Origin of the sequence: Vibrio sp. Isolate32 (assembly GCF_022397955.1) — a bacterium.
In the GTDB taxonomy this organism is placed as follows: domain Bacteria; phylum Pseudomonadota; class Gammaproteobacteria; order Enterobacterales; family Vibrionaceae; genus Vibrio.
This window is the reverse complement of record NZ_JAKEUQ010000035.1, coordinates 1-24,714: the sequence shown is the minus strand read 5'-3', so window position 1 is coordinate 24,714 and position 24,714 is coordinate 1. Positions and strand designations below refer to the sequence as shown.

Annotated in this window: 20 protein-coding genes; 14 read left to right on the top strand and 6 right to left on the bottom strand. The window is 45.3% G+C overall.

Annotated elements, in window-relative coordinates:
* Nucleotides 1-121 precede the first annotated feature (121 nt).
* Nucleotides 122-514 (top strand): cystatin domain-containing protein, encoded by a 393-nt coding sequence (locus L1D11_RS19750; protein ID WP_239833854.1) that lies wholly within the window; start codon nucleotides 122-124, stop codon nucleotides 512-514.
* A gap of 101 nt (nucleotides 515-615) precedes the next feature.
* Here the strand turns inward: L1D11_RS19750 and L1D11_RS19745 are convergent, their stop codons facing one another.
* Nucleotides 616-1,224, bottom strand: a complete 609-nt coding sequence (locus L1D11_RS19745; protein WP_239833853.1) for a hypothetical protein — start codon at nucleotides 1,222-1,224, stop codon at nucleotides 616-618.
* Between the two features lie 220 nt (nucleotides 1,225-1,444).
* Nucleotides 1,445-3,043, bottom strand: coding sequence for an isocitrate lyase (locus L1D11_RS19740; RefSeq protein ID WP_239833852.1), 1,599 nt, complete (start codon nucleotides 3,041-3,043; stop codon nucleotides 1,445-1,447).
* Between the two features lie 130 nt (nucleotides 3,044-3,173).
* Between L1D11_RS19740 and L1D11_RS19735 the strand changes: the two genes are divergently transcribed.
* Nucleotides 3,174-4,127 carry a LysR family transcriptional regulator gene (locus L1D11_RS19735; RefSeq protein ID WP_239833851.1) on the top strand — a complete coding sequence of 318 codons (954 nt, stop codon included), beginning with the start codon at nucleotides 3,174-3,176 and terminating at the stop codon, nucleotides 4,125-4,127.
* A 117-nt stretch (nucleotides 4,128-4,244) separates the two neighbouring features.
* Nucleotides 4,245-6,428, top strand: a complete 2,184-nt coding sequence (locus tag L1D11_RS19730; RefSeq protein WP_239833850.1) for a malate synthase G — start codon at nucleotides 4,245-4,247, stop codon at nucleotides 6,426-6,428.
* 192 nt (nucleotides 6,429-6,620) lie between these two features.
* Here L1D11_RS19730 and L1D11_RS19725 read toward each other — a convergent pair whose 3' ends face one another.
* Entirely contained in the window at nucleotides 6,621-8,048 is a 1,428-nt protein-coding gene (locus tag L1D11_RS19725; protein WP_239833849.1) for an NAD-dependent succinate-semialdehyde dehydrogenase, read from the bottom strand.
* Nucleotides 8,049-8,308: 260 nt separating this feature from the next.
* Nucleotides 8,309-9,097, bottom strand: a complete 789-nt coding sequence (locus tag L1D11_RS19720) for an IclR family transcriptional regulator (protein WP_239833848.1) — start codon at nucleotides 9,095-9,097, stop codon at nucleotides 8,309-8,311.
* 154 nt (nucleotides 9,098-9,251) lie between these two features.
* Here L1D11_RS19720 and pta point away from each other — a divergent pair, with 154 nt between their 5' ends.
* Together pta and L1D11_RS19710 are read left to right on the top strand one after the other, a co-directional pair.
* Nucleotides 9,252-10,370, top strand: coding sequence for a phosphate acetyltransferase (gene pta / locus L1D11_RS19715; protein WP_239834631.1), 1,119 nt, complete (start codon nucleotides 9,252-9,254; stop codon nucleotides 10,368-10,370).
* Nucleotides 10,371-10,429: 59 nt separating this feature from the next.
* Entirely contained in the window at nucleotides 10,430-11,197 is a 768-nt protein-coding gene (locus tag L1D11_RS19710) for a sulfite exporter TauE/SafE family protein (RefSeq protein ID WP_239834630.1), read from the top strand.
* 50 nt (nucleotides 11,198-11,247) lie between these two features.
* On the opposite strand, the gene L1D11_RS19705 is transcribed toward L1D11_RS19710, so the two are convergent.
* Together L1D11_RS19705 and L1D11_RS19700 are read right to left on the bottom strand one after the other, a co-directional pair.
* Nucleotides 11,248-12,969, bottom strand: a complete 1,722-nt coding sequence (locus L1D11_RS19705; RefSeq protein ID WP_239834629.1) for a cobalamin biosynthesis protein CobT — start codon at nucleotides 12,967-12,969, stop codon at nucleotides 11,248-11,250.
* A 3-nt stretch (nucleotides 12,970-12,972) separates the two neighbouring features.
* The gene (locus L1D11_RS19700) at nucleotides 12,973-13,953 is read right to left on the bottom strand and encodes a MoxR family ATPase (RefSeq protein ID WP_239834628.1); all 981 of its coding nucleotides are present in this window, start codon (nucleotides 13,951-13,953) and stop codon (nucleotides 12,973-12,975) included.
* A gap of 264 nt (nucleotides 13,954-14,217) precedes the next feature.
* On the opposite strand from L1D11_RS19700, the gene xsc reads away from it, so the two are divergent.
* The 9 genes from xsc (at nucleotide 14,218) to L1D11_RS19655 (ending at nucleotide 24,391) form a co-directional block, all read left to right on the top strand.
* Entirely contained in the window at nucleotides 14,218-16,029 is a 1,812-nt protein-coding gene (gene xsc / locus L1D11_RS19695; RefSeq protein ID WP_239834627.1) for a sulfoacetaldehyde acetyltransferase, read from the top strand.
* 375 nt (nucleotides 16,030-16,404) lie between these two features.
* Complete coding sequence (locus tag L1D11_RS19690) at nucleotides 16,405-17,211, top strand: FRG domain-containing protein (protein WP_239834860.1); 807 nt, start codon at nucleotides 16,405-16,407, stop codon at nucleotides 17,209-17,211.
* A gap of 283 nt (nucleotides 17,212-17,494) precedes the next feature.
* Nucleotides 17,495-17,920, top strand: a complete 426-nt coding sequence (locus L1D11_RS19685) for a nuclear transport factor 2 family protein (RefSeq protein WP_239834818.1) — start codon at nucleotides 17,495-17,497, stop codon at nucleotides 17,918-17,920.
* Nucleotides 17,921-17,968: 48 nt separating this feature from the next.
* A complete protein-coding gene (locus L1D11_RS19680) occupies nucleotides 17,969-19,435 on the top strand; it encodes an FAD-binding oxidoreductase (protein ID WP_239834817.1) in 1,467 nt (488 codons plus the stop codon).
* A 117-nt stretch (nucleotides 19,436-19,552) separates the two neighbouring features.
* The gene (locus L1D11_RS19675) at nucleotides 19,553-20,554 is read left to right on the top strand and encodes a TRAP transporter substrate-binding protein (protein WP_239862695.1); all 1,002 of its coding nucleotides are present in this window, start codon (nucleotides 19,553-19,555) and stop codon (nucleotides 20,552-20,554) included.
* 164 nt (nucleotides 20,555-20,718) lie between these two features.
* Nucleotides 20,719-21,261 (top strand): TRAP transporter small permease, encoded by a 543-nt coding sequence (locus tag L1D11_RS19670; RefSeq protein WP_239834692.1) that lies wholly within the window; start codon nucleotides 20,719-20,721, stop codon nucleotides 21,259-21,261.
* A gap of 37 nt (nucleotides 21,262-21,298) precedes the next feature.
* Nucleotides 21,299-22,639 carry a TRAP transporter large permease gene (locus L1D11_RS19665; protein WP_017065735.1) on the top strand — a complete coding sequence of 447 codons (1,341 nt, stop codon included), beginning with the start codon at nucleotides 21,299-21,301 and terminating at the stop codon, nucleotides 22,637-22,639.
* Nucleotides 22,640-22,650: 11 nt separating this feature from the next.
* Nucleotides 22,651-23,571, top strand: coding sequence for a cache domain-containing protein (locus L1D11_RS19660; protein ID WP_239834693.1), 921 nt, complete (start codon nucleotides 22,651-22,653; stop codon nucleotides 23,569-23,571).
* Between the two features lie 247 nt (nucleotides 23,572-23,818).
* A complete protein-coding gene (locus L1D11_RS19655; RefSeq protein ID WP_239834694.1) occupies nucleotides 23,819-24,391 on the top strand; it encodes a hypothetical protein in 573 nt (190 codons plus the stop codon).
* The last annotated feature ends 323 nt before the right edge of the window (nucleotides 24,392-24,714 follow it).

Sequence of the window (24,714 nt, the reverse complement as noted above, 5' to 3'; positions counted from 1 at the left end):
AGTTACACCATAATCTCTGATGAAGTGATGACATTAGCGGTTTAAGCTTGTAAGCATATGAAACACCGAGATAACGGTGTGGTCACTTGTTAAAACTGAATGATTTATTTAGTGAGGATTTATGAAGAAAGCACGATTAACATCACTACTTGGAGTAGCGACTTTAGTTGGCGTGGTTGCTCTGACTGGATGCAGTCAGAATGGTGAAGTGATGACTCAATCACAAGAGAATACGAATCCGATCTGTAGTACTAAAAACCTAACAGGTGGTTGGTCGAAAAGTGAAGTCACACCACAAGCTGAGCAAGCGTTAGACGCCGTGCTTAGTCAAATGAACACGTCTGCAAAGCTTAAACAGATTTTGAGCGTTCGAACTCAAGTTGTGGCTGGTTTGAATTACGCGATTGAGTTTGAAATGGATAATGGTGAAGTGTGGAATACGATCGTATACCGCTCTCTACAAGGCGATATCGAAATGGTTCAGGCCGCGCAGCAAGGCCGCTTGTGTCAATAGCCTCAATTAGATATCGAACATAATATCCCACACAAAAATGGCTCCCGATTGGGAGCCATTTTTATTCTGATTAGTGCTTATCGTAAGCTCGTAACGCTTCATTACGCCTCGGATAATTCAGGTTTTGATACTTCGCTTTCGGATAACTCCACAACGCAAGCTCGGCTGATGTCTTCATCGATGTATGCCATACCCAGTTTGTTCAGGTAATCCATGCGGTCTGCGGTACGAAGATCGATATCTGGGCCTGCAATGTCGTTCTCTTGGTAAACCTTAGCGAGGTGAACCATGAACTGTTCGCCTACACTCATCATTAGCAAGCTCATTGCGCCAACGTCTGGTCTTACTTTAGCGCGTTGCTTGTCAGATAAATTCACCTCTAAGACAACAGGCTGTTCCTCTCCTTCGAAACGAACGCTGCGCTCTCTTACGGTTTGTTGTGCCCAGTAATACGCAAGCTCTTTGCTCTGAGTTAGGAAGACCGGCTCTACAGACTCGGTGTAGTTATTGCCAATGGTTGCCATGGTTTTTATGGCAGCCTGGTTGAGTGCTTTATCGCCCGAGCGTTTTAGCCCTTGGCCTTTAATGGAAGCGATTAATGCTGAAGAGGTTCCGTGATACCAAGTATCACCTGTTGCGAAACCATTCTCTGATAGCAGTGTTTTTGCATCTTGTAGGTGTTTAGGTATTGAAGTCATAGGCGCTCTCAATCAAAAGAAATTTCAACAAACAGGAATCTCATAAAACATGAATACAGTTAGCTTAAACCGAAGTTTCTCACTTGGCCGTGGGTTAGGGCACAAATCTGAGACTTTGAGATAAAGCCGGCAGTACAAGCTTTATCTCAAAGCCTTCCCCCGGATCTTACCTAAGTAAGAGAGAAGGGCGGGGGAGGCTTTAGTTTTTGCGGCTAATCAAAAGCGTTAGCGATTAATCAAATTGGTTCGATGTATTTGCTTCACCTGCTGCTTTTAGTGCGTTCTCACCAGCAAAGTACTCTTTGTGGTCATCACCCATATCTGAACCAGACATGTTTTGGTGTTTAACACACGCGATACCTTGGCGGATTTCTTTACGTTGAACATTTGCAACGTAACCCAACATGCCTTGATCGCCGAAGTACTCTTTCGCAAGGTTGTCAGTAGACAGTGCCGCAGTGTGGTACGTAGGTAGAGTAATCAAGTGGTGGAAGATACCTGCTTCACGAGATGCATCTGCTTGGAACGTACGGATCTTGTCGTCAGCACGCTTAGAAAGTTCAGACTCATCGTATTCCGCACTCATTAGGTTAGCACGGTCGTATGCAGATACGTTTTCACCAGCTTCAACCATCGCATCGTATGCTTGTTGACGGAAGTTTAGTGTCCAGTTGAACGATGGAGAGTTGTTGTATACCAGTTTCGCGTTAGGGTGAACTTCACGAACGCCATCCATCATCTCTTTGATTTGGCCGATGTGAGGCTTTTCGGTTTCAATCCAAAGTAGGTCGGCACCAGCGTTGATAGCTTCGATACAGTCAAACACACAACGGTCTTCACCAGTGCCTTGACGGAATTGGTACAAGCCTGAAGGTAGACGCTTAGGACGTACTAGCTTACCTTCGCGGTTGAAGCAAACGTCGCCTTGCTTCATGTCAGCTACATCGATCTCTTCAACATCTAAATATGAGTTGTAGATGTCACCTTGGTCGCCTGGCTCTTTTACAACAGCGATTTCTTTTGTCAGACCAGCACCTTGTGAATCGGTACGAGCAACAATGATGCCGTTATCGATGCCTAGCTCAAGGAATGCGTAACGAAGTGCGCGAAGTTTCGCGTGGAAGTCGGCGTGTGGAACCGTTACTTTGCCGTCTTGGTGACCACATTGTTTCTCATCGGCTACTTGGTTTTCGATTTGTAGACAACAAGCACCCGCTTCAATCATCTGCTTAGCCATTAGGTAAGTCGCTTCTGCGTTACCGAAACCTGCATCGATATCGGCAATGATTGGCACTACGTGTGTAACGTGATTGTCGATTTTGTCTTGGATAAGGTCTTGTTGGTTAACGTCGCCTGCTTCACGAGCAGCATCCAGTTCACGGAACAAACCACCCAGTTCACGTGCATCAGCTTGGCGCAGGAATGTGTATAGTTCTTCTACTAGACCTGCAACCGATGTTTTCTCATGCATTGACTGGTCTGGAAGTGGACCAAAGTCAGAGCGAAGTGCAGCAACCATCCAACCCGAAAGGTATAGGTAGCGGCGATCTGTCTTGCCATCAAAGTGCTTCTTAATAGAAATCAGCTTTTGTTGGCCGATAAAACCATGCCAGCAACCTAAAGACTGAGTGTATTGAGAGCTGTCTTTATCGTAAGCCTCCATATCCGCACGCATGATATCTGCCGTGTATTGCGCGATATCTAGACCTGTTTTGAATTTGTTTTGAGCTCGCATACGAGCAGCAGATTCAGTATTGATTGCATCCCATGGAGCACCTGCAGCGCTTTTTGCAACTTCTATCATTTCGATATCTTGTGTAATTTGCGACATAACTATTCCTTAGTTTCACGTGGGGTATGGTTGCCAAATTGGCTTGGATTAAAACTTTGCTATGGACAAAGAATAACCACGCATGTGATAATTTTGTTAATTTATAGTTATTATATTCGGTATTTTTCTTATGAATATTGCTCGTATAGACCTTAATTTGCTTGTGTATTTAGACATGTTGCTACGTGAAAGAAACGTTACACGAGCGGCAAATCAATTAGGAATAACTCAACCAGCCATGAGTAATGGACTGCGCCGACTGCGTGATCTATTTGAAGATCCGCTATTGGTGAGAACCAGTGAAGGGATGGTGCCGACCGAGCGCGCACAAAAGTTGCAACCTCTGATCCGCAACATTTTGGCGAATGTAGAAAAGACACTGCAGCCGACCACAGAGTTTAATGCAGAAGACAGTGAGCGCGTGTTTCGTATCATGGCGAGTGACTATGCTGAGTCGACCATTATTCAGCCGCTATTGAAAAAACTGAGTGAGATAGCGCCGAAAATACGACTGGATATCATGACGCCAAGTGATGTGAGCTATCAGGATGTAGAGCAAGGCACGGTTGATATAATCATCAACCGTTTCGATGACATTCCACAGTCCTTTCACCAGATGAGCCTTTGGCATGATGGGTTCTCTTGCCTATTTAGCTGTGATAATCCAATAGCCGATAACTTTGATATTTTGTCTTATTTAAAGGCGCAACATATCTGGGTAAGTAAGACGGGGATGGGAACCGGAGTGGGGATCAACCCAAGTGAAGCACAAAAGTTGGGGTGGATAGATGAAGCATTAATGCGCATTGGTAAAACCCGTAACATCACGGTGTTTACTCGACACTATTTGTCGGCGATTCTCTTCGCGCAACAGAAGAATCTGATCCTGACCATTCCAACCAAAGCGGCGCAACTGCAGCGCAATAATCCAAGGTTATTGATCAAACCTGCGCCATTTGCGATTGAGCCCTTTGAGGTGAAGATGGCGTGGAGCCCATTGTTACAAACCAATCCAGACCACCAGTGGATGCGTCGCTTGATCAAAAGTGTCGCCAATGAAATCGAAAGTGGTGTGACGGGATAACACAGTTTTTGTGGTATTTATTTTGTGAATATCCAATATAAGTGGCATAAATTAGCTAAATTATCGTCAGTTACGTAAATTTATTTAGTAGTCAGCGGTTAATTTGAGAGAGATTTTATGAGCAGTCGTATTCAACAGGGAAGCTTGAGCATTGATAGCACCCTCTACCAATTAATTAATGAACAGGTCATTCCTGGAACAGGCATAGTTGCAGAGGACTTTTGGCAATCTTTCGCAGCCATCCTTAAAGATCTGGCACCAAAGAACCGTGCTTTGCTTATCAAGCGTGAAGATCTTCAACATCAAATTGATGTGTGGCACCAAGAGCGTGCTGGTCAAACACTGGATGCAGCAGAGTACAAACAGTTCCTGCAGCAGATTGGCTACCTAGTGCCAGAAGGCGAAGACTTTCAAGTTACCACTGCAAGCGTAGAGCCTGAAATCGCAACACAAGCTGGGCCGCAGCTTGTGGTGCCTATCATGAACGCGCGATTTGCACTTAACGCAGCAAACGCGCGCTGGGGCAGTTTATACGATGCGCTCTACGGCACCGATGTGATAAGTGAAAGCGACGGTGCAGAGAAAGGTGGAAGCTTTAACCCTGTTCGTGGCGCTAAAGTAGTGAGTTATGCGCGCGGGTTCCTTGATGATGCCGCACCGCTGAATGGTGTTTCTCATAAAGACGTGACCAAATACAGCATCAGCAATGTGAGCATTGGCAACACGCTGACAGCAACGTTAGATAATGGCGAAGAAGTCACTCTAATTGATCGTAACCAGTTTATTGGTTATCAAGGAGACGCAAGCGCGCCTTCTTGTATCCTGCTTAAACATAATAATCTCCATATCGAAATTCAAATCGACCCGAGCGCGCCAATTGGTAGCGTCGATGTTGCAGGTATTAAAGATGTGTTGGTGGAATCGGCACTAACCACGATTATGGATTGCGAAGATTCTGTAGCTGCCGTTGACGGTGAAGACAAAGCATTGGCTTACCGCAACTGGTTAGGCTTAATGAAGGGTGACCTGCAAGAGTCGTTAGAGAAAAACGGTAAAACCATTGTTCGCAATCTGAACCCCGATCGTCAATACACCAGTGTGACGGGGGGCGAAATCTCACTTAAAGGTCGCAGCATGTTGTTCATACGCAATGTGGGCCACCTTATGACTAACCCTGCGATTATTGATGCCGAAGGTAATGAAGTGCCTGAAGGTATCATGGATGGCATGGTTACATCACTTATCGCTATGCACGATTTAAAGGGTAATAGCCCTTACCAAAACTCAACCGCAAATAGCATCAATATTGTAAAACCTAAGATGCATGGCCCTGAAGAAGTTGCGTTTACTAATGAATTGTTTGGGCGCATTGAAGATGCACTAGGTTTAGAACGCTTCACCATTAAAGTCGGCATTATGGACGAAGAGCGTCGTACCTCTGTGAACTTGAAAGAGTGTATTCGCGCAGCCAAAGACCGTGTCGTGTTCATCAACACAGGTTTCCTAGATCGAACGGGTGATGAGATCCACACTAGTATGGAAGCAGGTCCTTTTGCGCCTAAAACACAGCTTAAAACCATGACTTGGATTGGCGCATACGAAGATCAAAACGTTGATCTTGGCTTAGCTTGTGGCCTGCAAGGTAAAGCCCAGATAGGTAAAGGTATGTGGCCAGAGCCAGACAACATGGCGAAGATGATGGACGCGAAAATTGGACACCCACAAGCCGGTGCCAATACCGCTTGGGTTCCTTCTCCAACGGCGGCGACTCTGCATGCCTTGCACTATCACAAGGTGAGTGTTCCTAGCCGTCAGAAAGAGCTTCGTGAGCGTGTGAGAGCAAATGTTGACGATATTCTTACTATCCCATTGTTAGGCAATCAAAAGCTGACTGCGCAAGATATCCAAAACGAACTGGACAATAATACGCAAGGTATTCTTGGTTACGTAGTTCGTTGGATTGACCAAGGCGTAGGTTGTTCGAAAGTGCCTGATATTAACGATGTGGGATTAATGGAAGACCGTGCAACGCTGCGTATTTCAAGCCAACACATCGCTAACTGGTTACGTCACGGCATTTGCGAGGAAGCCCAAGTAATGAAAACCATGAAGCGCATGGCAGCAGTGGTTGATGAACAAAATGCAGGGGATCCAAGCTACCAAAATATGGCGCCTGATTTTGAAAACAGCATTGCGTTTTCAGCAGCGTGCCAGTTGGTATTTGAGGGCTGTGCTCAGCCGAGTGGTTATACAGAGCCAGTGCTGCACGCGATGCGTCTAAAGCTGAAAGCGCAAGAATAGTGAAGCAACCGAATAACAAAAACAGAGAATGTAAAATACTAAAAAAAGAAACCCCCTTTAACCGAGCCCAAGGTGCCGCGCTTTTATAGCGCGGCTTTTTTTGATTCATTTTTGTGGTGGGAAGGGGGAGAGTGGGCCAGGTTAGTGCTCACTAAGATTTAATTACTTGCTAAACCCAATTGTTACTGAAACCTAGTTATTACCAAAACATAAGTATTTAATGTCCATGTACTCATCGATGCCTTCTTTAGCGCCTTCTCGGCCAATACCTGATTGCTTAACGCCACCAAAAGGCGCTACCTCGGTTGAGATGAGGCCATCATTTATGCCGACCATCCCGTATTCAAGTGCCTCTGCAATGTTCCATACACGGTGAATGTTCTGGCTGTAGAAGTAAGACGCTAAACCGTAAATCGTATCGTTTGCCATCTCAATAAGCTCTTCGTCAGTGTCGAATTGCATCACAGGAGCGACAGGGCCAAAGATCTCTTGCTGAACAATGTCCATGCTGTGTTTCACATCTTTAAGAATGACAGGCTGAAGGAAAAGCCCATCAAGATCCTTAATTGGAGTAACAGGCTCAGCTCCTTGTTCAATCGCTCGGTCTATTAATGCTTGGATGTTGTTCTTCGCATTCTGACTGACAACAGGACCAATGGTTACACCTTCATCTAAGCCGTTACCAACCTTAAGCTGTTGAACCGCTTGATCGAATTTAGTCACGAACTCATCGTACACTTTACTGTGAACGTAGAATCGGTTTGCACAGACACAAGTTTGCCCAGCATTACGGAATTTCGAAGCCATTGCGCCTTGAACCGCAGCATCAATGTCGGCATCGTCAAACACAATAAAAGGTGCATTGCCGCCGAGCTCCATAGAAGTGCGCTTAATGCCTTTTGCTGCTTGAGCCATCAAAATACTGCCCACACGGGTCGATCCAGTGAAAGAGATTTTTTTAATCAATGGATGTGATGTGAATAGCTCACCAATCTGTTCTGGGCTATCACCTAATACGACTTGGAGCAGATCCTTAGGGATACCCGCTTGGTAAGCCAGTTCGACCACAGCAAACGCGGAAAGTGGTGTCTCATCTGAAGGTTTCACGACAAAGCTACAACCGGCAGCTAATGCAGGTGCTGCTTTACGAGTGATCATTGCAACAGGGAAGTTCCATGGCGTAATGGCACACGCGACTCCGATAGGTTGCTTGATGGTTACCAAGCGTTTACCAGCGACTGTACTAGGAATGGAATCACCATAAGTGCGCTTGGCTTCTTCAGCGAACCATTCAATAAAGCTTGCACCATAAACCACTTCACCTACCGCTTCTGCTAACGGTTTACCCTGTTCAATCGTCATGATTCGAGCAAGATCTTCTTTATTTTCAATGATTAACTGGTGCCAGCGGTGCAGTGATGCGGCTCGAGACTTAGCTGGAACCTTTGCCCACTCTTTCTGCGCTACATGAGCTCGTTCAATCGCGCTCGCTAACTCTGTTTCTGATGATATCGGTGCGTGTCCGATGAGTTCACCCGTTGCTGGATTTGTGACTGCAACTGCGTTGTTCGCTTCTGTCACCATAAAAGAGAGTAAGTGCTGGTTCTTAATGTTTAGCATCGTGATTCCTTTGTTGTGATTACTTCAGACGTGTTGCTGATGTGCGGGTTGGTGAGTGTTCAGGTTACTTCGACCAAGTTTTGATTAATCGAAGATTGTGGTCGTTAGTTCGATAGTTTTGAAGTCCTTGTTTGTGAGAGCATTGTTTACCAAAGCGATGTTTACCCAATCCATGCTTACCAAATAAATATTTATCAAAGTAGGATTTTCGAAATCCATGATCAGCTAAGTCATGGACTTCGAAATTTTTTAAGAAAAGTCTATTGCTGACTCCAATTGTCAGCTTCGATCTTCGCTAATGCTTTCGCGGCTTTTTGCAGTGCAGGTAAAAACTTAATCGCTTCATCTGGCTTCACTCGAATCACAGGCGCTTGTATTGCTAAGCCAAGGTTGGATTGACCAGTTGGTGATGGGATGAGTACCGCAATACACACTAAACCTGGAAGAAACTCTTCATCATCAATGGCAAACCCTTGGATTTTCGCTTCTTCAATGTTTTGCTCTAATACCGAGTAGTCGGTAATGGTTTTTACCGTGTATTGAGTCAGCGGCACATTTTCAATTAGTCGTCTGCGCTGCGACTTAGACATGTGTGCTAAAAACAGTTTGCCAGTAGCCGAGCAGTGCACGGGAACGCGAGAGCCTGGATGCAGGTGAAAGCGAAGAGGGGCTTCAGTTTCGGCACGGTCAAGATAGATGATCTCACCGCTTGATAGGGCTGTCAGGTTGCAGCTCTCGCCAACTTCTGCACGCAGGCTTTCAAGAATCGTACGTCTTGCACTGTGCATAGTGCTATTGAACAGTAGGTTCTCAGCCAGTTTTCTGAGTCGAATACCTGAGCTGTAGTGCTTATCGTCACCATCTCTTTGAATGATGCCTGCTGATTCCAGTTGTTGCAGCATACGGTGTAACGTCGGTTTCGGTAGCCCGGTTTCTTCGACTAATCCTTGAAGAGAAATGAATTCGTCTTTCTGTGCGATTACCTCTAATAGAGCAAAAAGCCTAAGTGTCGGTGTATCTCCTTGAACTTGTGGTGTTTCTGTTTGCATACAGTGATTCATCCTTGCGATATGTCTATGCCTAAGAGTGTACATATGAAATCATTATTCTTCAATTATCTGAATAATATTTGACCTTTTTTATTATTTCAATAATATAAAGTTAACATATGGAACAATTAATCTCAATAAATGGATTTTTATTATGAAGGCAATTGAACGGATTATTGATAAGGCGCACTTAGATCGTAAGCGTGTGGTTTTGAGCGAAGCGGAAGATCCACGGGTACTCGCAGCAGCACGATTAGCGATAGATAAACAGCTCGCTTATATCACGTTGGTGGGGGAAGAAAAGGCGATCATTGAAGTCGCGCAGTTGCATCATATTAACCTTACGGGCATTCACATTGTTTCACCACAAACATCAGCACTCAAAGCTGTGTTGACTGAACGTCTGTATGGGCTAAGAAAAGCCAAAGGCATGTCGTATGACGATGCGTTGGAGAAGGTCGAAGACCCACTGATTTTTGCCAACTTGATGGTACGAGAAGGGCTGGTCGACGGCACGGTAAATGGAGCGGTTTACACGACGTCAGATGTGGTGCGAGCTGCGGTGCAGATCATCGGCCCGGCATCAGACAGTGAATTGGTATCGAGCTTTTTTTTGATGATGTTGTGCGAGCCTTTCCATAACCTTAAAGGCGGCATGATTTTCAGTGATTGTGGTTTGGTGATTAATCCCAATGAAACCGAGCTTGCATCGATCGCAGTGGCTGCATCAAACAGTGCTCAAACGCTGTTGATGGAAGAACCGAAAGTGGCAATGTTGTCGTTTTCTACCAATGGCAGTGCGAAGCATGAATCGGTCGATAAGGTTCGTAATGCCGCCCTGTTAGTGAAGCAACGTTGCCCCGGAATTGCAGTTGATCAGGATGTTCAACTCGACGCGGCGATTGTCACTGAAATTGCGGCGAAAAAGTTGCCCGATTCTGAGGTTAAGGGCGAATCTAACGTGTTGATATTCCCAAACTTAGAAGCTGGCAATATCGGTTACAAGCTTGCTGAAAGGCTTGGTGGCGCGGTCGCGATTGGTCCGTTGTTGCAAGGGTTGAACCAACCTGCCAATGACCTATCCAGAGGGTGCAGTGCCGAAGATATCTTTAATGTAATCGCGGTGACTGCCGTGCAAGCACAACAAGGCAAAGCGGTAAATGCAACGACGGATATGGAAGCTGAGGCTCAAAAATCTTCAGAAGATCAAAAAACTCCAGAAGAGCAAGACGCTAAAGAAAGAGAAGAATCAGAATTTGAGTTTAGGTACTAAGACTAGAACTCAAAGCTCGTACTCATACTAAGTTAAAATAGACCTAATTAGGATTGCCAATGGAGTTACCTGTTTTACTCGCCATTCTTGCCACCATTGCGATAGGTACCTATTTCCAAACCGTCACGGGTTTTGGGTTGGGTATTATCATAATTGGTCTCACGGTAAGCCTTAATCTGGTTTCGTTGCCCGTGATCGCCGCCGTGGTTAGCATCGTGACCTTGTTTAACTGTTTAGTTGCGTTGATGGGCAAGCCACTGCTTGGTGATCTCAAGATTTTGGTGGTGTTAGTGATTGGTATTATCCCCGGCGTGTCGTTGGGAGTGTTCTTGCTGGATGAGTTGACTGGGTCGGCAACGCATATCCTGCGAGGGTTATTGGGCGCGATGGTGTTATTCGCAGGTCTGAGCTTTATGTTCAAACCTAAAACCAGAACAGAACGCTCAGCAACCCTATCATTTTTTGTGTCAGGGTTTAGTCCTGGTCTCGCGGGTGGGCTGTTTGGGATGGCGGGTCCGCCGATTGTTTATCATCTTTATCGGCAGCCTTTTACGCTCGATCTTGTACGAAGTACATTGCTGATGGTATTCGCTTGTACGTCGATGTCCCGTACCGTCAATGTCTATGCTGCAGGCGACATGGAACCAAGCATACTGTGGTTATCTGCTATTGCTGTTCCCTTGGTGGCGCTTGTAACCATGTTTGCGCGGCGTTTTCCACCCCCTTTGTCTAATGATCAATTGAGGAAGTTGGTGTTTGGTGTATTGATGTTGATTGGTGGATATTTGATGGCCGTGTCGGCATGGTCACTGTTGGGCTCTCCGTAAAGTCCGCTCTATCAGTGAGGCTAGCGAGTTGCTAGCCAACGCTTCACCGTTTAAACACGCTTTGGCATCTCAAAGATCCCTCTACATAGTCCAAACAAGCAGCTCTCTTGAGTATCCAACGTAATGTTACTGCGATAATAGGGGCTCAAATCGACACCCATACCTACGCCATGGAGCTCAATATTATTCTTGGTCGTCTCACGTTCAATCACCTGTTTGAGGTGGTTATCTAAATAGAATTGATCATTGGCTGTGCTGGTGGCGGTATCCATTGGGCAACCGTCCGAAAACACAAACAAGATCTTTCGTTGTGCGCTGTGTTGCTGCAATCGCTGGCTAGCAAACTGAACCGCTTCTCCATCAATTCCTTCTTTGAAGATGTCTGCTTTACGAAGGCTGGCAATACCGAGTCGAGCGCGCCTCCAATGCGTATCAAAATCTTTAAATACGATATGTCTAACCTCATTTAAACGCCCAGGATGTTTCGGTTGGCCTTGTTTAAGCCATTGACGATAGACCTTGCCACCATTCCAGTTGTTGGTGGTGAAGCCGATAATCTCGAAGGGGATATTGGCGAGCCCAACGGATTTGAGAATCGTATCCATTAGTAGGCTGAGTTTGTGACTGTGTTTTTGCATTGATCCCGAACAGTCCATCAAAAACGTGATGGCACATTGGTGGGACGGGCCAATTTCAGGTTGATAAAAAACCGTACGGTCTAAAGGAGAAGTGATGAGCTTAGTGATGGCGGTGGCGTTGACGATGCCTTCTTCTAGGTGTTCTTGGCGTCGAATTTGTTGTGGTGTGGCAACAAAACCAGACAGCATGGCGGCTAAGCGTCGGGTATTCACATGTCTCGCCATCAAGTCATCAGTGAGTTTTTGCCTCAGTTCGAATAATAGGGCACGCCTAACAAGCTTATCTGCGGCGATCACTTGATCGAATTCTGAGTTAAATATCTGGTAATTGGCACCGGAGAGCTCAAATACCTTACTACTGCCAGTGATGTCCGCATCAACCTCTTCATCTTCAATGTCACCATCAACGATTAGAGCAAGTTGCGCGAGGATTTTAATATCTTCTTCGACCGTTGGTGTGCTTGAGCTTTCACCCTCTTGTTCTTGGTTGATGAGCTCTTGCGCCAGAGACGCGAGCTCGTGGGCATAGTGCGCAAACCGCTGTTGATCGGTTCGATGTTCCTTCAATTGTTTTAGATAGTTCCCGAAAGTAGGCACGATGCCTGCCCGAGTTGATTCAATGGTTTCAGCGATGGGCTCCGAGACTGGGACACCCGTTAAGCGAGTGTGGATGACCTGCATTAATGTGAACAACAAAATACCAATGCGGGATTCAGTAAAGCCATTTCGATGATATTGATCGCTCCAATATGCAAAGTTGAACTGAATGCTTTTAGTGACGCCTTTTAGATAAGCTGGGACTTGTGACTCGATTCGTACCTGTTCGCAAAAATCGAACAGTAAACGCTCGACTTCGCTTTTTGGGCGCAGTGAATAGTGAAGTTCAGCATCAGAAAGCAGCAGCCTCAATGCGGAGGAGTCAATTTTACCGTTCATTGATAATTTACTGTTGATGAGCTCATGGCGAGACACAAAGGTGAGATCGTTGGTGTGGGCAGACTGATAATAGCAAGGGTAGTTGCCGTTATAGAGACGCTCTCCCCGATAATTGAGGTTCAATTCACCACTTATCGCCCTAGCGACAGACACACCAAGGTCGAGGATCTTTTTTTGCTGAGAAGAAACATTGCCCATGGTTTACGACTCCGACAGCGCATAATTCTGAGTAGGCGTTTCTAGGGCCTCACCAAAGCAGCGGAAGTAATATTCGCTCACCAACTCTTTCTCTTCATCTTCACAACGGTTTAGGAATGAAAGCCTAAATGCCGTCGCTACGTTATCGAATATTCGAATGTTTTCTGCCCATGTGATCACGGTTCTCGGAGACATTACCGTCGACAGATCGCCTGCTCTAAAACCATTTCGCGTTAAACCAGCGGTTGCGATCATTTTCTCAACTAGCTGCTGACCGATTTCACTGTTCAGTTCTGGGCGCTTAGATAACACGATCTTAGTTTCATGTTGTGGGTCTAAATAGTTAAGTGTCGCGATGATGTTCCATCGGTCAAGTTGGCTATGGTTAAGCACTTGAGTACCAGAGTACAAACCGGAAAAGTTACCCAAGCCCAGAGTATTGCAGGTCGCAAACAGGCGGAAAGAAGGGTGGGGAGTGATCACTCGGTTTTGCTCGAGCGAAGTGTATTTGCCGTCTTGCTCTAACAGTTGCTGAATCACAAACATTACATCGGGTCGGCCCACATCGTATTCATCCAATACTAATGCGATGGGTTGCTGAATACTTTGTGGAAGAATGCCTTCCTTAAACTCCGTTACCTGCATTCCATCTTTAATGACGATGCTATCTTTGCCAATGAAATCTAATCGGCTTAAGTGCCCATCTAGGTTGATCCTCAAGCATGGCCAATTTAATCGTGCTGCCACTTGCTCTATATGAGAAGACTTGCCGGTTCCGTGTGTGCCTTGTATTAGCGTGCGACGGTTAGATGTGAAGCCCGCTAATATTGCGAGCGTGACTTCAGGATCAAAACAGGAGTTGGGATCGATCTTCGGTACGTATTCTCCCGCCTCCTCAAAGGCCAACACCGTTAAGTCGCTATCGATGCCGAAATGCTCTCTTACACTTACCTGTTTCGTTGGTCGCAATTCCTCATTGTTCATTCTTTATTCCCCATTATCGCTTCCATGACTGCTGTGATTTTTGAACTGCTATCGATTATTAACCTCTCTCTTGGAGTTAACGGCACTTTTTGTACGAAAAACTACCAACAATGTGATCCAGCTTTATTAATTAGAATGAATTGTTCCATTTTAGCGTAAAATGTTGACGCGCAAAAAATCTACTACTAAGGTGAATTTGAATTCGAAAAAGAGACAATTCATTCCGAAAAATGAAATTTAGGTTAACTCAAGGAGAATGGAAGAATGAGTGAGCAAGAAAAACGTACGGTTGTTTCCGGCACAGTAACAATGACACCATCAGAAGCGTTCGTTGAAACTATGGTCGCCAATGATGTCACCGATATGTTCGGCATCATGGGTTCGGCATTTATGGATGCAATGGATATCTTTGCTCCTGCTGGCATTCGATTGGTCCCAGTGGTACACGAGCAAGGTGCTGCTCACATGGCAGATGGTTACTCTCGAGTCTCTGGTCGCCACGGTGTCGTTATCGGCCAGAATGGCCCGGGTATCAGTAACTGTGTAACAGCAATTGCAGCAGCGTATTGGGCACACAGCCCTGTTGTTATTGTGACGCCAGAGACCGGCACTAAAACAATGGGCTTAGGTGGTTTCCAAGAGTGTAACCAACTTCCAATGTTCCAAGAGTTTACTAAGTATCAAGGGCATGTAACGCACCCTGACCGTATGGCGGAGTACACTGGTCGATGCTTTGACCGTGCAATGAGCGAGATGGGGCCTACTCAACTTAATATTCCACGTGACTACTTCTACGGTGAGACTCAAACCGAGATCCCTAAACCAGCACGCTTAGACCGTGGCCCAGGTGGTGAAAAATCTCTAAACGAAGCGGCAGACCTGATTGCTGAAGCGAAATTCCCAGTCATCATTTCTGGTGGCGGTGTGGTAATGGCTGACGCGGTTCAAGAGTGTGCAGCACTGGCTGAACGACTAGGCGCGCCAGTAGTAAACAGCTACCTACACAATGATTCGTTCCCAGCAAGTCACCCATTATGGTGTGGTCCACTAGGTTACCAAGGTTCGAAAGCTGCAATGAAATTGATGGCTCAAGCGGATGTGGTTATTGCTCTTGGTACTCGCCTTGGTCCATTCGGTACCTTGCCTCAACATGGCATGGATTACTGGCCGAAAGACGCGAAAATCATTCAGATCGATGCAGATAACAAGATGCTTGGCTTGGTTAAGAAGATCTCTGTGGGTATTTGTGGCGACGCAAAAGCAGTGGCTGTGGCATTAGCTGAAAGACTGGAAGGTCGTGCACTGTTGTGTGATGACAACAAAGGCGATCGCCAAGACACAGTGGCAACAGAAAAAGCGTTGTGGGAAAAAGAGCTTGATGAGTGGACGCACGAACGTGACTCGTTCAGCTTGGATATGATTGAAGAAAACTCGCATGAGACTCCGTTCTCTGGTGGCGAATATCTACATCCACGCCAAGTACTGCGTGAACTAGAAAAAGCGATGCCAGAAGACGTTATGGTCTCAACGGATATCGGTAACATCAACTCAGTGGCAAATAGCTACTTACGTTTTGAAAAACCACGTAGCTTCTTTGCGGCAATGAGTTTCGGTAACTGTGGCTACGCGTTCCCGACCATCATTGGCGCAAAAGCGGCAGCACCTCATCGTCCAGCTATCTCTTATGCCGGCGATGGTGCGTGGGGCATGAGCCTGATGGAGACCATGACATGTGTTCGTCACAACATTCCAGTGACAGCTGTGGTATTCCACAACCGTCAATGGGGTGCTGAGAAGAAGAACCAAGTCGACTTCTACAACCGACGCTTTGTTGCAGGTGAACTGGATAACCAAAGCTTTGCTGAAATCGCACGAGCAATGGGGGCCGAAGGTATCACGGTTGATAAGCTAGAAGATGTAGGACCAACGTTGCAAAAAGCCATCGACATGCAAATGAACGAAGGCAAAACAACCATTATTGAAATTATGTGTACTCAAGAACTGGGCGACCCGTTCCGTCGAGACGCATTGTCTAAACCGGTTCGTTTCCTAGATAAATACAAAGATTACGTATAACCAATAGAAAGTTTGTCCGGCACCGTATTATCGAAAGTGTTAGGGAGAATGCTATCGAGATCGGAGTCGGACAAACAAATTAAGTGATGGTTTTTGATATTAAATTGAACGTGAAAGAAAACTCTTTTTGCAACAAGTCATATTTTTACGTTCATTGTGCTAAATATTAGAGCACTAACCAAATAACTATTACTCTACATTACATTGTATCGACATCGAGGTTTTATCAGTGATTGTTATTAACCGAATATTAAAATAGTAATTATTGATGAGTAACTGGATTTATTCAACTTTAGTATGAGTATTCGAAGAGTAATTGAAATTTATTTTTAGTTGAGAATCATTATTTGTATAGGTGAGTGGTAGAAAATAGATATGAACAATAAACGGTATATAAGCTCACTCAAAGAACTGTATCAAATAATTGAGTTATATATTAAAGAGTGGAACGAACCTTGTGGGTTGATTTATAACGTTTGTGATTACGAAAACAATAACTTGATGCCGAGTTTGGGCCGTTCTAATCGTAAGAACTTACGCCGAGTCGAACAAGATTTGCTTTCAACTGTTCGTATCTATGGTGGGCATTCATTGAGCTCTCACGACATAAATGATTGGTTGCTGATGTGCTTAGCAAAGAAGCAGGGATTTCCCACTCGTTTACTTGAATGGAGCGATAACCTGGTTAATGCGCTGTGGGCTTTGTGTCATAGCCAGAGTAAAGACTGCATTAATATTATTAAAGTGATTGATTTTGAAAGAGTCAGTGATTTCTTCACACCATGTGGTGTGGAGAAAACTCAGATATTTCATGCTGTTGATTGTGATCAGCAAGAACAACGTAAGGACAAATGGTATTCCATTCATCCGTTTAAGGAAGGCTGCAATGATGCCATTCAACCTTTGTACGACGAGCAAGGATATTCAAACGGTATAGTATCCGTTCATGTTTTGCCGTCAGCCAAAGTAAATCTGATAAAGGAGTTAATATCCATGAATGTGTTAAATGAACCTACCGAGTATAACGAAGAGGCACTGGTTGATTTGAAAAATGAATCACACGTCGATGGAAATAAGGTTATGGGAAAAGATGGAAGCAATATCGAATTACAAGTCAATGCTCATAGTCGAACTTTGGAACAATATGGCCGAAAGTACCATCAAGATTTTGACTTCGACTAACGACTAATATCTTTATTGAAAATTAAGGCTTCACTCAAGTCATATTTTAATTTTCAAATTGAGTGAAGTCTTGTTTAAATAAAATTAGAACACTAATTAAATTTATAAAAATACGAAATATGTGAGCTTAGATATTGTATATAACACGACTCGAAGTTAGAGTGATTTGATATGTTGCGAGGTTGTTAAATGCTTGCGGAGCTAGTTGAAAAACTCTAATAAAAAAGTGGCGCAAAGCTACTGAAATTTAAACTAATAACGAAAACATAAAGGATTCTGGAATATGAATATGCAAACCAATGCAGCGACATTCGTGCTGGAAAACCAAGTCGACACCGCCTTTTTACAGTCTTTCAGTGATGCGTGGAATAACCACGACATTGAAGCACTGATGTCGTTTATGACTGAAGACTGTGTCTTCCACACGGTGGCAGGTGAAGGCTTGGTTGGAAATACTATTGAAGGGTACGAAGCGGTTCGAAATAGCTTTGAATTGGTTTGGCAGAATTTTCCAGACGCCGCTTGGAGCGATCCTGTCCACTTTGTGTGTGGTGACCGTGCGGTGACTGAGTCAACATTCTCTGCGACTAACCCTGATGGCAGCATTATCGAAGCTCGCATGGTTGATGTATTTACTCTGAAAGACGGAAAAATTAGCGTAAAAAATGCCTTTCGTAAAACACGACCTCTTTTGACTCCCAAGAGCTAGACACGAAATCGCAACCCGTTCACGAGTTATGACTAGGAGAGTCGAATTATGAGTTTAGTAATGGAACAACCGGCAGCCGATGTGCCGCCAAAGGTGAAAAGCACCCAAGCAAAAGAAAGTACCCAAGCGAAAGAAAGATACGATCCAAAATACGATCCACTTGAAGACAAGAGCCCAGGTCACGGTAAGGAATACGCCCCGACTTATTGGGTAGATACTGCAGGCGCGCCACCTGAAGATGATGGCCCAATCACGTCAGACATGGATATCGATGTGGCAATAATCGGTTCAGGCTACACAGGCCTAAGTACCGCGATACACCTTGCTGAAATGTACGGTATTAAAGCGACTGTGATTGAAGCTAACCGTATGAGTTGGGGCTGCAGTACCCGAAATGGTGGCCAAGCACAGTGTGCTTCTGGGCGTTTGAAGCGTTCTCAGTGGATTGAACGCTGGGGCCTAGAAACGGCGATAAAAATGCACCGCGAGTGTGTGGATGGCATGGAAACGTTCAAGTCACTGATCAAAGACATTGATTGTGACCCACAACCTGGTGGTCACTTATATGTTGCACACCGTCCAAAAGTGATGGCAACACTCGAGAAAGAAGCAAAGTTGCTGCGCGACACGTTTGACTACGATGCACAGATTTTAGATGCGGAAACCGTAAAGCGTGATTACGTTGGTGATCAAGAAGCCGCAGGCGCGATGCATGAACCCGAAGGTATCGGTATTCATGCAGGGAAATTGGCGTTTGGTTACCTAAGAAAGGCGCGTGCGCTCGGCGTTAAGGTTCACCCATCTAGCCCAGTTATGGGTTGGGAAACTCGCAACGGTGTGCACTACTTGAAAACGCCTGGCGGTGTTGTGAAGGCTCGTTCTGTTGGGGTTTGTACCGGTGGATACACCAGCCAAGGTTTGCATTCAGAGTTTAAGAATCGCCTGTTGCCGGTACTTTCTAATTCGATGGTGACACGTCCGTTAACTCAAGACGAAATCGCCGCTTGTAACTTCAAAACTAATCAAGTGATTACTGATACTCGCATTCTGCGCCACTACTACCGTTTGTTACCGGATAACCGAGTACAGATTGGTACACGCAGTGCCATCAGTGGCAAGAATGCACCTGAGAAGAAATATGAAGACATGCTAAGAGCGGATTTAACCCGAAAATTCCCGTCTCTCGATCAGATCCAAATCGATTATTCATGGTGGGGCTGGGTGGATGTTAGTCACGACATGATGCCGAGAATTTATCAGCCGAATCCAAAGCAAACCATCTTCTATGCACTGGGTTATGGCGGCAATGGCGTGATGTATTCCGCTCAAGCAGGTAAACGCCTTGCTCAATGGATAGCCGGTGAAGGTCACAAGCTCGACCTACCAATATTTGAATCAAAACTTCCGTTCCCCAACGTGATGGAAGTGGTGGAATCAGAGATGTTTGCACCGTTTCGAAGAATGGGGCAGCGGTTCCTTTATCAGTGGTATTCGTTAAAGGATGAAAGGCTGTAACTACCCGAACATTGTTTCCAAAATAGGGAAATAGAACTACGACCAGGAAAGTTGTACCAGGTCACCTTGTGAGCAAAGTACAGGCAGGAAGTCTGTATGAAAGGAAAGGTTAAGACTATGAAATTTATTAAAAATAAAATTATTGCGGGTGTCACCACTGTAGCAACAGCGGTGCTATCTCATACCGTGGCAGCTGCGAATTTTAAAATGGCTATCGGTGATGCTGCTGGTGGTACGCAGTGGGAATTAGCGACATCATTCTCTGAACTGATGGAGCAAAAAACAGACGGTAAAGTGAAAATCGATCTGTTCCCGAATGGTCAATTAGGCAACGAGCAAGACACCGTCAACGACGCTGCCATCGGCCTTCTTGATTTCTCTGTACTGGCGATCAACAACGTCACCCCTTTCTCTCCAACTGTAGGTCTGCTGACCATGCCTTACGTGATTCAGAGTGCAGAAGAAGCGGTACTCCTGACTCAAGGTCAAGTCGGTCAAGACCTTGTCGACAACACAATTCGTGATGCAGGCGTCCGTATTGTCGGTTGGGCGTACTCTGGCTTTAGGGTTTTGACTAACTCGAAAAAGCCAGTCGCTTCGCCAGAAGATCTTAAAGGGTTAGTGATTCGTGTTCCTCGTAACGAGATTATGATCGCTTCTTACCAAGCATGGGGTGTAAACCCAACGCCAATGGCATGGTCTGAAACTTTTACTGGCCTGCAACAAGGTGTGGTAGATGGACAAGATAACCCTTACATCACAGTCCATGCGATGAAGTTTAACGAAGTACAAAAGTACGTGACCAACATTCGCTACATTTTCTCTCTAGAACCTTTAATCGTGAGTGAAACGGTCTTCCAACAGCAAACACCTGAAATGCAAAAGCTCATTCTTGAAGCAGGTCAGGAAGCGACAGAGCACAGCTTTGCTTATTTAGAAAACACGGAAAATAAGATTCGCGAAGAGCTACAAGCAAAAGGCATGGTATTCACAGACCCTGCAGACAATGAGCAAGAGTGGATCAACAAGGTGACTAAGTCCGTTTGGCCTAAGTTCTACTCAAGCATTGGAGGCAAAGACAAGCTAGACGACGTTCTTGAGTTACTAGGAAGAAAGTAACGATTAGATTCGCCCTATCTGCTGTTCTCCGCTATTTAATCACCTAGCGATAGAACAGTGAGATAGGGCATTTACATGGCTGTACTCGTTGAGCTGTTCTGTACCTGATCTTTTTAGGACCGTGAGCGACTGGTTGTCATGTGGAAATCAACATTGGAGGTTATATGTCAGTCGCTAAAACAATAAAAAAGCACCTAAACAACATTGAGGAATATACATGTTGTCTGCTGCTCACAAGCTTTGTCCTATTGCTGTTCACACAAATCCTTACTCGCCAGTTCTTTGATTACTCTATCCCTTGGGGGGATGAGGTTGCTACTTACATGTTCGTTTGGTTTGCCTATCTAGGGGCTGTTGTTGCGGCCAAGATGTCGGCGCACAATCGAGTGAGCTTTCACTTTAAATTCTTTCCGCCAATCGTGCAGACCGTGAGTGAAACCATCGCTGACTTCTTATGGCTCTGTTTCAACGGCTACTTCGTTTACCTCAGCTACGACTTTGTGTTCAACAAAATGAATCTGTTTTGGAAGTCTCAAACCACAGGTATCCCGATGAAGTACTTCTACATGATTTTACCTATCGCGTTTTCACTGATGATGATTCGAATTATCTGGAACAACTATGAGCGTTTATTCAAAGGCGCAACCAACGAAGATCCAGAAGTCAAAGAGCTGCGCAAAATGACGGCACAAAAGTCCGCGCAATAGTCATCACAGAGAATAGTCGTAATAGAGAGATGTAATAATGGAATCCTATTTAACTCTAATTTTATTTGGTGGCTTTTTAACGCTGTTAATTCTGGGCGCACCAATCACAGTATCACTGGCCGGCGCTTCGATGGCGGCTTATATGTTGCTCGACAAAAATCCCATCGCTTTGGTACAAATCGCATTTACCTCGGTGGGTAACTTCCCATTAATGGCGCTGCCAGCTTTTGTTCTTGCAGGCGCTTTAATGGAGGCGGCGGGTATCTCCAAACGTCTGGTTGATATCGCCGAAAGCTTAGCTGGGCCTGTAACAGGCGGCCTTGGCGCAGCAACGGTAATGGCGTGTCTTTTCTTTGGTGCTATCTCGGGTTCTGGCCCTGCAACCACCGCTGCGGTAGGCATGCTAATGGTGCCTGCGATGGTCAAGCGTGACTACGATAAGAGCTACGCATCGGCTGTTACTGCTGCATCCGGCGGGCTAGGGATCATTATTCCGCCCTCCATTCCTTTGGTTATCTTTGGTATCTCCGCAATGGGCTTGATGGCGCCACCGGAAGCCATAGCTCAACACGGCCAGTTTGCTTCTTTGTCTATTCCAAAACTGTTTGTTGCTGGGGTTGTACCGGGCTTCATAATGGCTTCGACGCTGGTGGTAACCAACTATTTCATTGCTAAGCGAGAAGGCTACAAAGGGCTTACCGAGACCTGGTCGTTTGGTGATGTAAGGTACTACTTACGCCGCGGATTATGGTCGATATTAGCGCCATTCTTGATTCTTGGTGGTATCTACAGCGGTATGTTCACACCAACAGAGTCTGCGGTTGTAGCAATCTTCTATTCGCTGTTTGTGGGTGTATTTATTCACCGCGAATTGTCATTCAAAAGCGTGATGAAATCTCTATCCACCACGACTTGGATCACCGGACGTGTGTTGTTGATCCTCTTTGCCGCTACTGTGTTTGGTCGTTTACTGATTGAACAAAAAATTCCAGTAGTAGTGGCTGAGTCGTTGCTCAGTTTTACTGACAACATGTACATGGTGTGGGCGCTGACGATTACCTTACTGTTGTTCATCGGTATGTTCATGGAAACCTTAGCAGCGATCATGATTATCGTGCCGGTTCTATTACCAATCATGTATATGTTAGGCGCGGATCCTACTCATGTGGGTATCGTGGTGGTATGTACCTTATCGATAGGTTTTGCAACACCGCCGCTTGGCGAAAACATCTTTGTTGCTTCGGGGATAGGTGGTTCCACGGTTGAGCAAATCACCGCGAAGATCCATCCCTTCGTTCTTGCTTCGGTTGTGGGTGTGTTTGTTATCGCTTTCTTCCCACAAATTACGCTTTGGCTTCCGTCCTTAGTGGGCTATTAGGAGAGATAACCATGAGTTTATCCAAAATTATCTTTATCAGTTGCGCCTTGTTTGCCGTTATTGGTGGCATGGGCTTACGGGCTGAACATTCGGAGTCGGAGAAGGCTACCCAAGCTGTCAATGTGCTCGATATTTCTGAGCCCCACGTGGTGAGCGAGGCTGAGAGAAGGGCCAAGACTTTGTTGGCAAAAGCGGTAATCCACGTTCAAACCGAGGGTGATGAAAGCGTCACAGATTTCATGAGTGACCCAGAGTACATAGACGGTGAGTTATACGTGTTTGCACTTGGAATTGATGGCCAATTCCTCGCTAGTGGTGGCTCTTCCATGGTGCTGGTGGGCGATAGTGTGTTGGACACGCAAGATGTTTATGGCAATCCGTTTTTCCGAGAAATGATCACCAAAGCGGTCCACAACGGTTTTGGTGAGGTGGAATATCACTGGACCAACCCAACCGATCGTATGGGAGAGCCCAAAACGACCTTCTTTGAACGTGTAGGAGATGTGATTGTTGCCGTAGGCTTCTATCCAGAGCGTTCTAGTGCCGCTGAAGCTAAGCGCTTATTGGCAAGAGCGATGACCGCGATAGTGGAGTCGGAGCAACAGAGCTTGGTTGAGTTCAATGACGCTGAAGGTAGCTTCGTAGAAGGGGATTTGTATGTGTTTGTGATGGACATGAGTTCAGGAAAGCTGCTGGCGCATGGGGTGTCCCCTGAATTGGTTGGGCGCTCACACAACGAAATCTTGAGCCCAGACGATAAACCGATCCTCACCGATATGTTGAATCTGGCACGAGAAAATGGCCGTGGTGTTTATACCTATCGTTGGTTAAATCCATTGTCGAGTAAGGTCGAAACTAAGCATACCTACTATCGAGTTATCGATAACAAGCTAGTAGGGGTCGGATATTATACAAAATCAAACAAGACGTAAAAGTGAGGGTGTGATGAGTGTAAGTCTATTTAAATTAATGACTTAATGCTCATTTTACCCCTAAAAATAGGAGTGTGTAAAAAAGCAATTTAGTAAAATTCACAGTGTGTAATTTTTGTTGTGAAATTGTTTCAAAAATAACAGTAGTATGAAAAACATGGAAACCAAGCAGTAAAGAACAAATCTGAAAAGGGTCAATTAGGATGTTTGACCCAAGTGAAATTTAAAGCCGTACGAGGGATAGACTATGAATATGCTGACACTAGACAAAACAGAACTTCACAGAAACCATTCAACTTTTATTGCTGAAGCTGTCTTTGCCGTCGAAATGGTGAAAGCAGACAAGCAACTTGAAAAGCAGAAGATGGCGAAACAGTTGCTAGATACTTTATTTCCTCTTGAGTCGGGCTCTCATGAAGATGTTGTGAGCTATGAGATTGACTACCGACATGTTCAGGTTTACTTCCAAAATGGCGAGCACACAGGCCTGAAACGTGCAAAGCATTTTGTGGCATATACAGGTGATAAATCTAAGCCCTCATCAATCCTGTTCCGCGATGAAAGCGGTACACATGTGGAAGTGACAATTGGTGCTCGCAAAGGCACAGGTAATCTTGAGCTTGTTGACATTGAAGACATCCAACTAGAGACATGCACCACGTTTGGTCAAACAGAAGCAAGCATTTCTTCTGGAATCCGACACTGGGTTAGCCTAGTAAAGGGCGATGAAAGTGGTCGACCAAATGCATCAAGTGAAGATAAAGAGTTCACTGCGAAAAATGGTGATGACTACAACCTTGGTTTTTGTTTCGCACTCTAATATCGAGCGCTGCAGTGCGCAGTGCTAACATCCATTTCTCTTTTACCTTTGGTAATTTCCCCGCCCCTATAGCGGGGCTTTTTTATGGTTCATCGCGGATTAGCGGGAACTAAAAACAAAAAAAAACGGTAGTAAGTGATAGGGTTTAGTCGCCAAACAAAAATCATACACAAACTACCGTTTCCATGCCGAATCATACTTTCCTATCTTCATTCTGGGAAGGCTTTAAAATAGTAAAGTCTCACCAGACAGCATCACTTATTACCCTGACTCTTAAACCTAACTCTGAGGCGAAATGCCCTTGTGGTCTTGAGGCCGAGGCT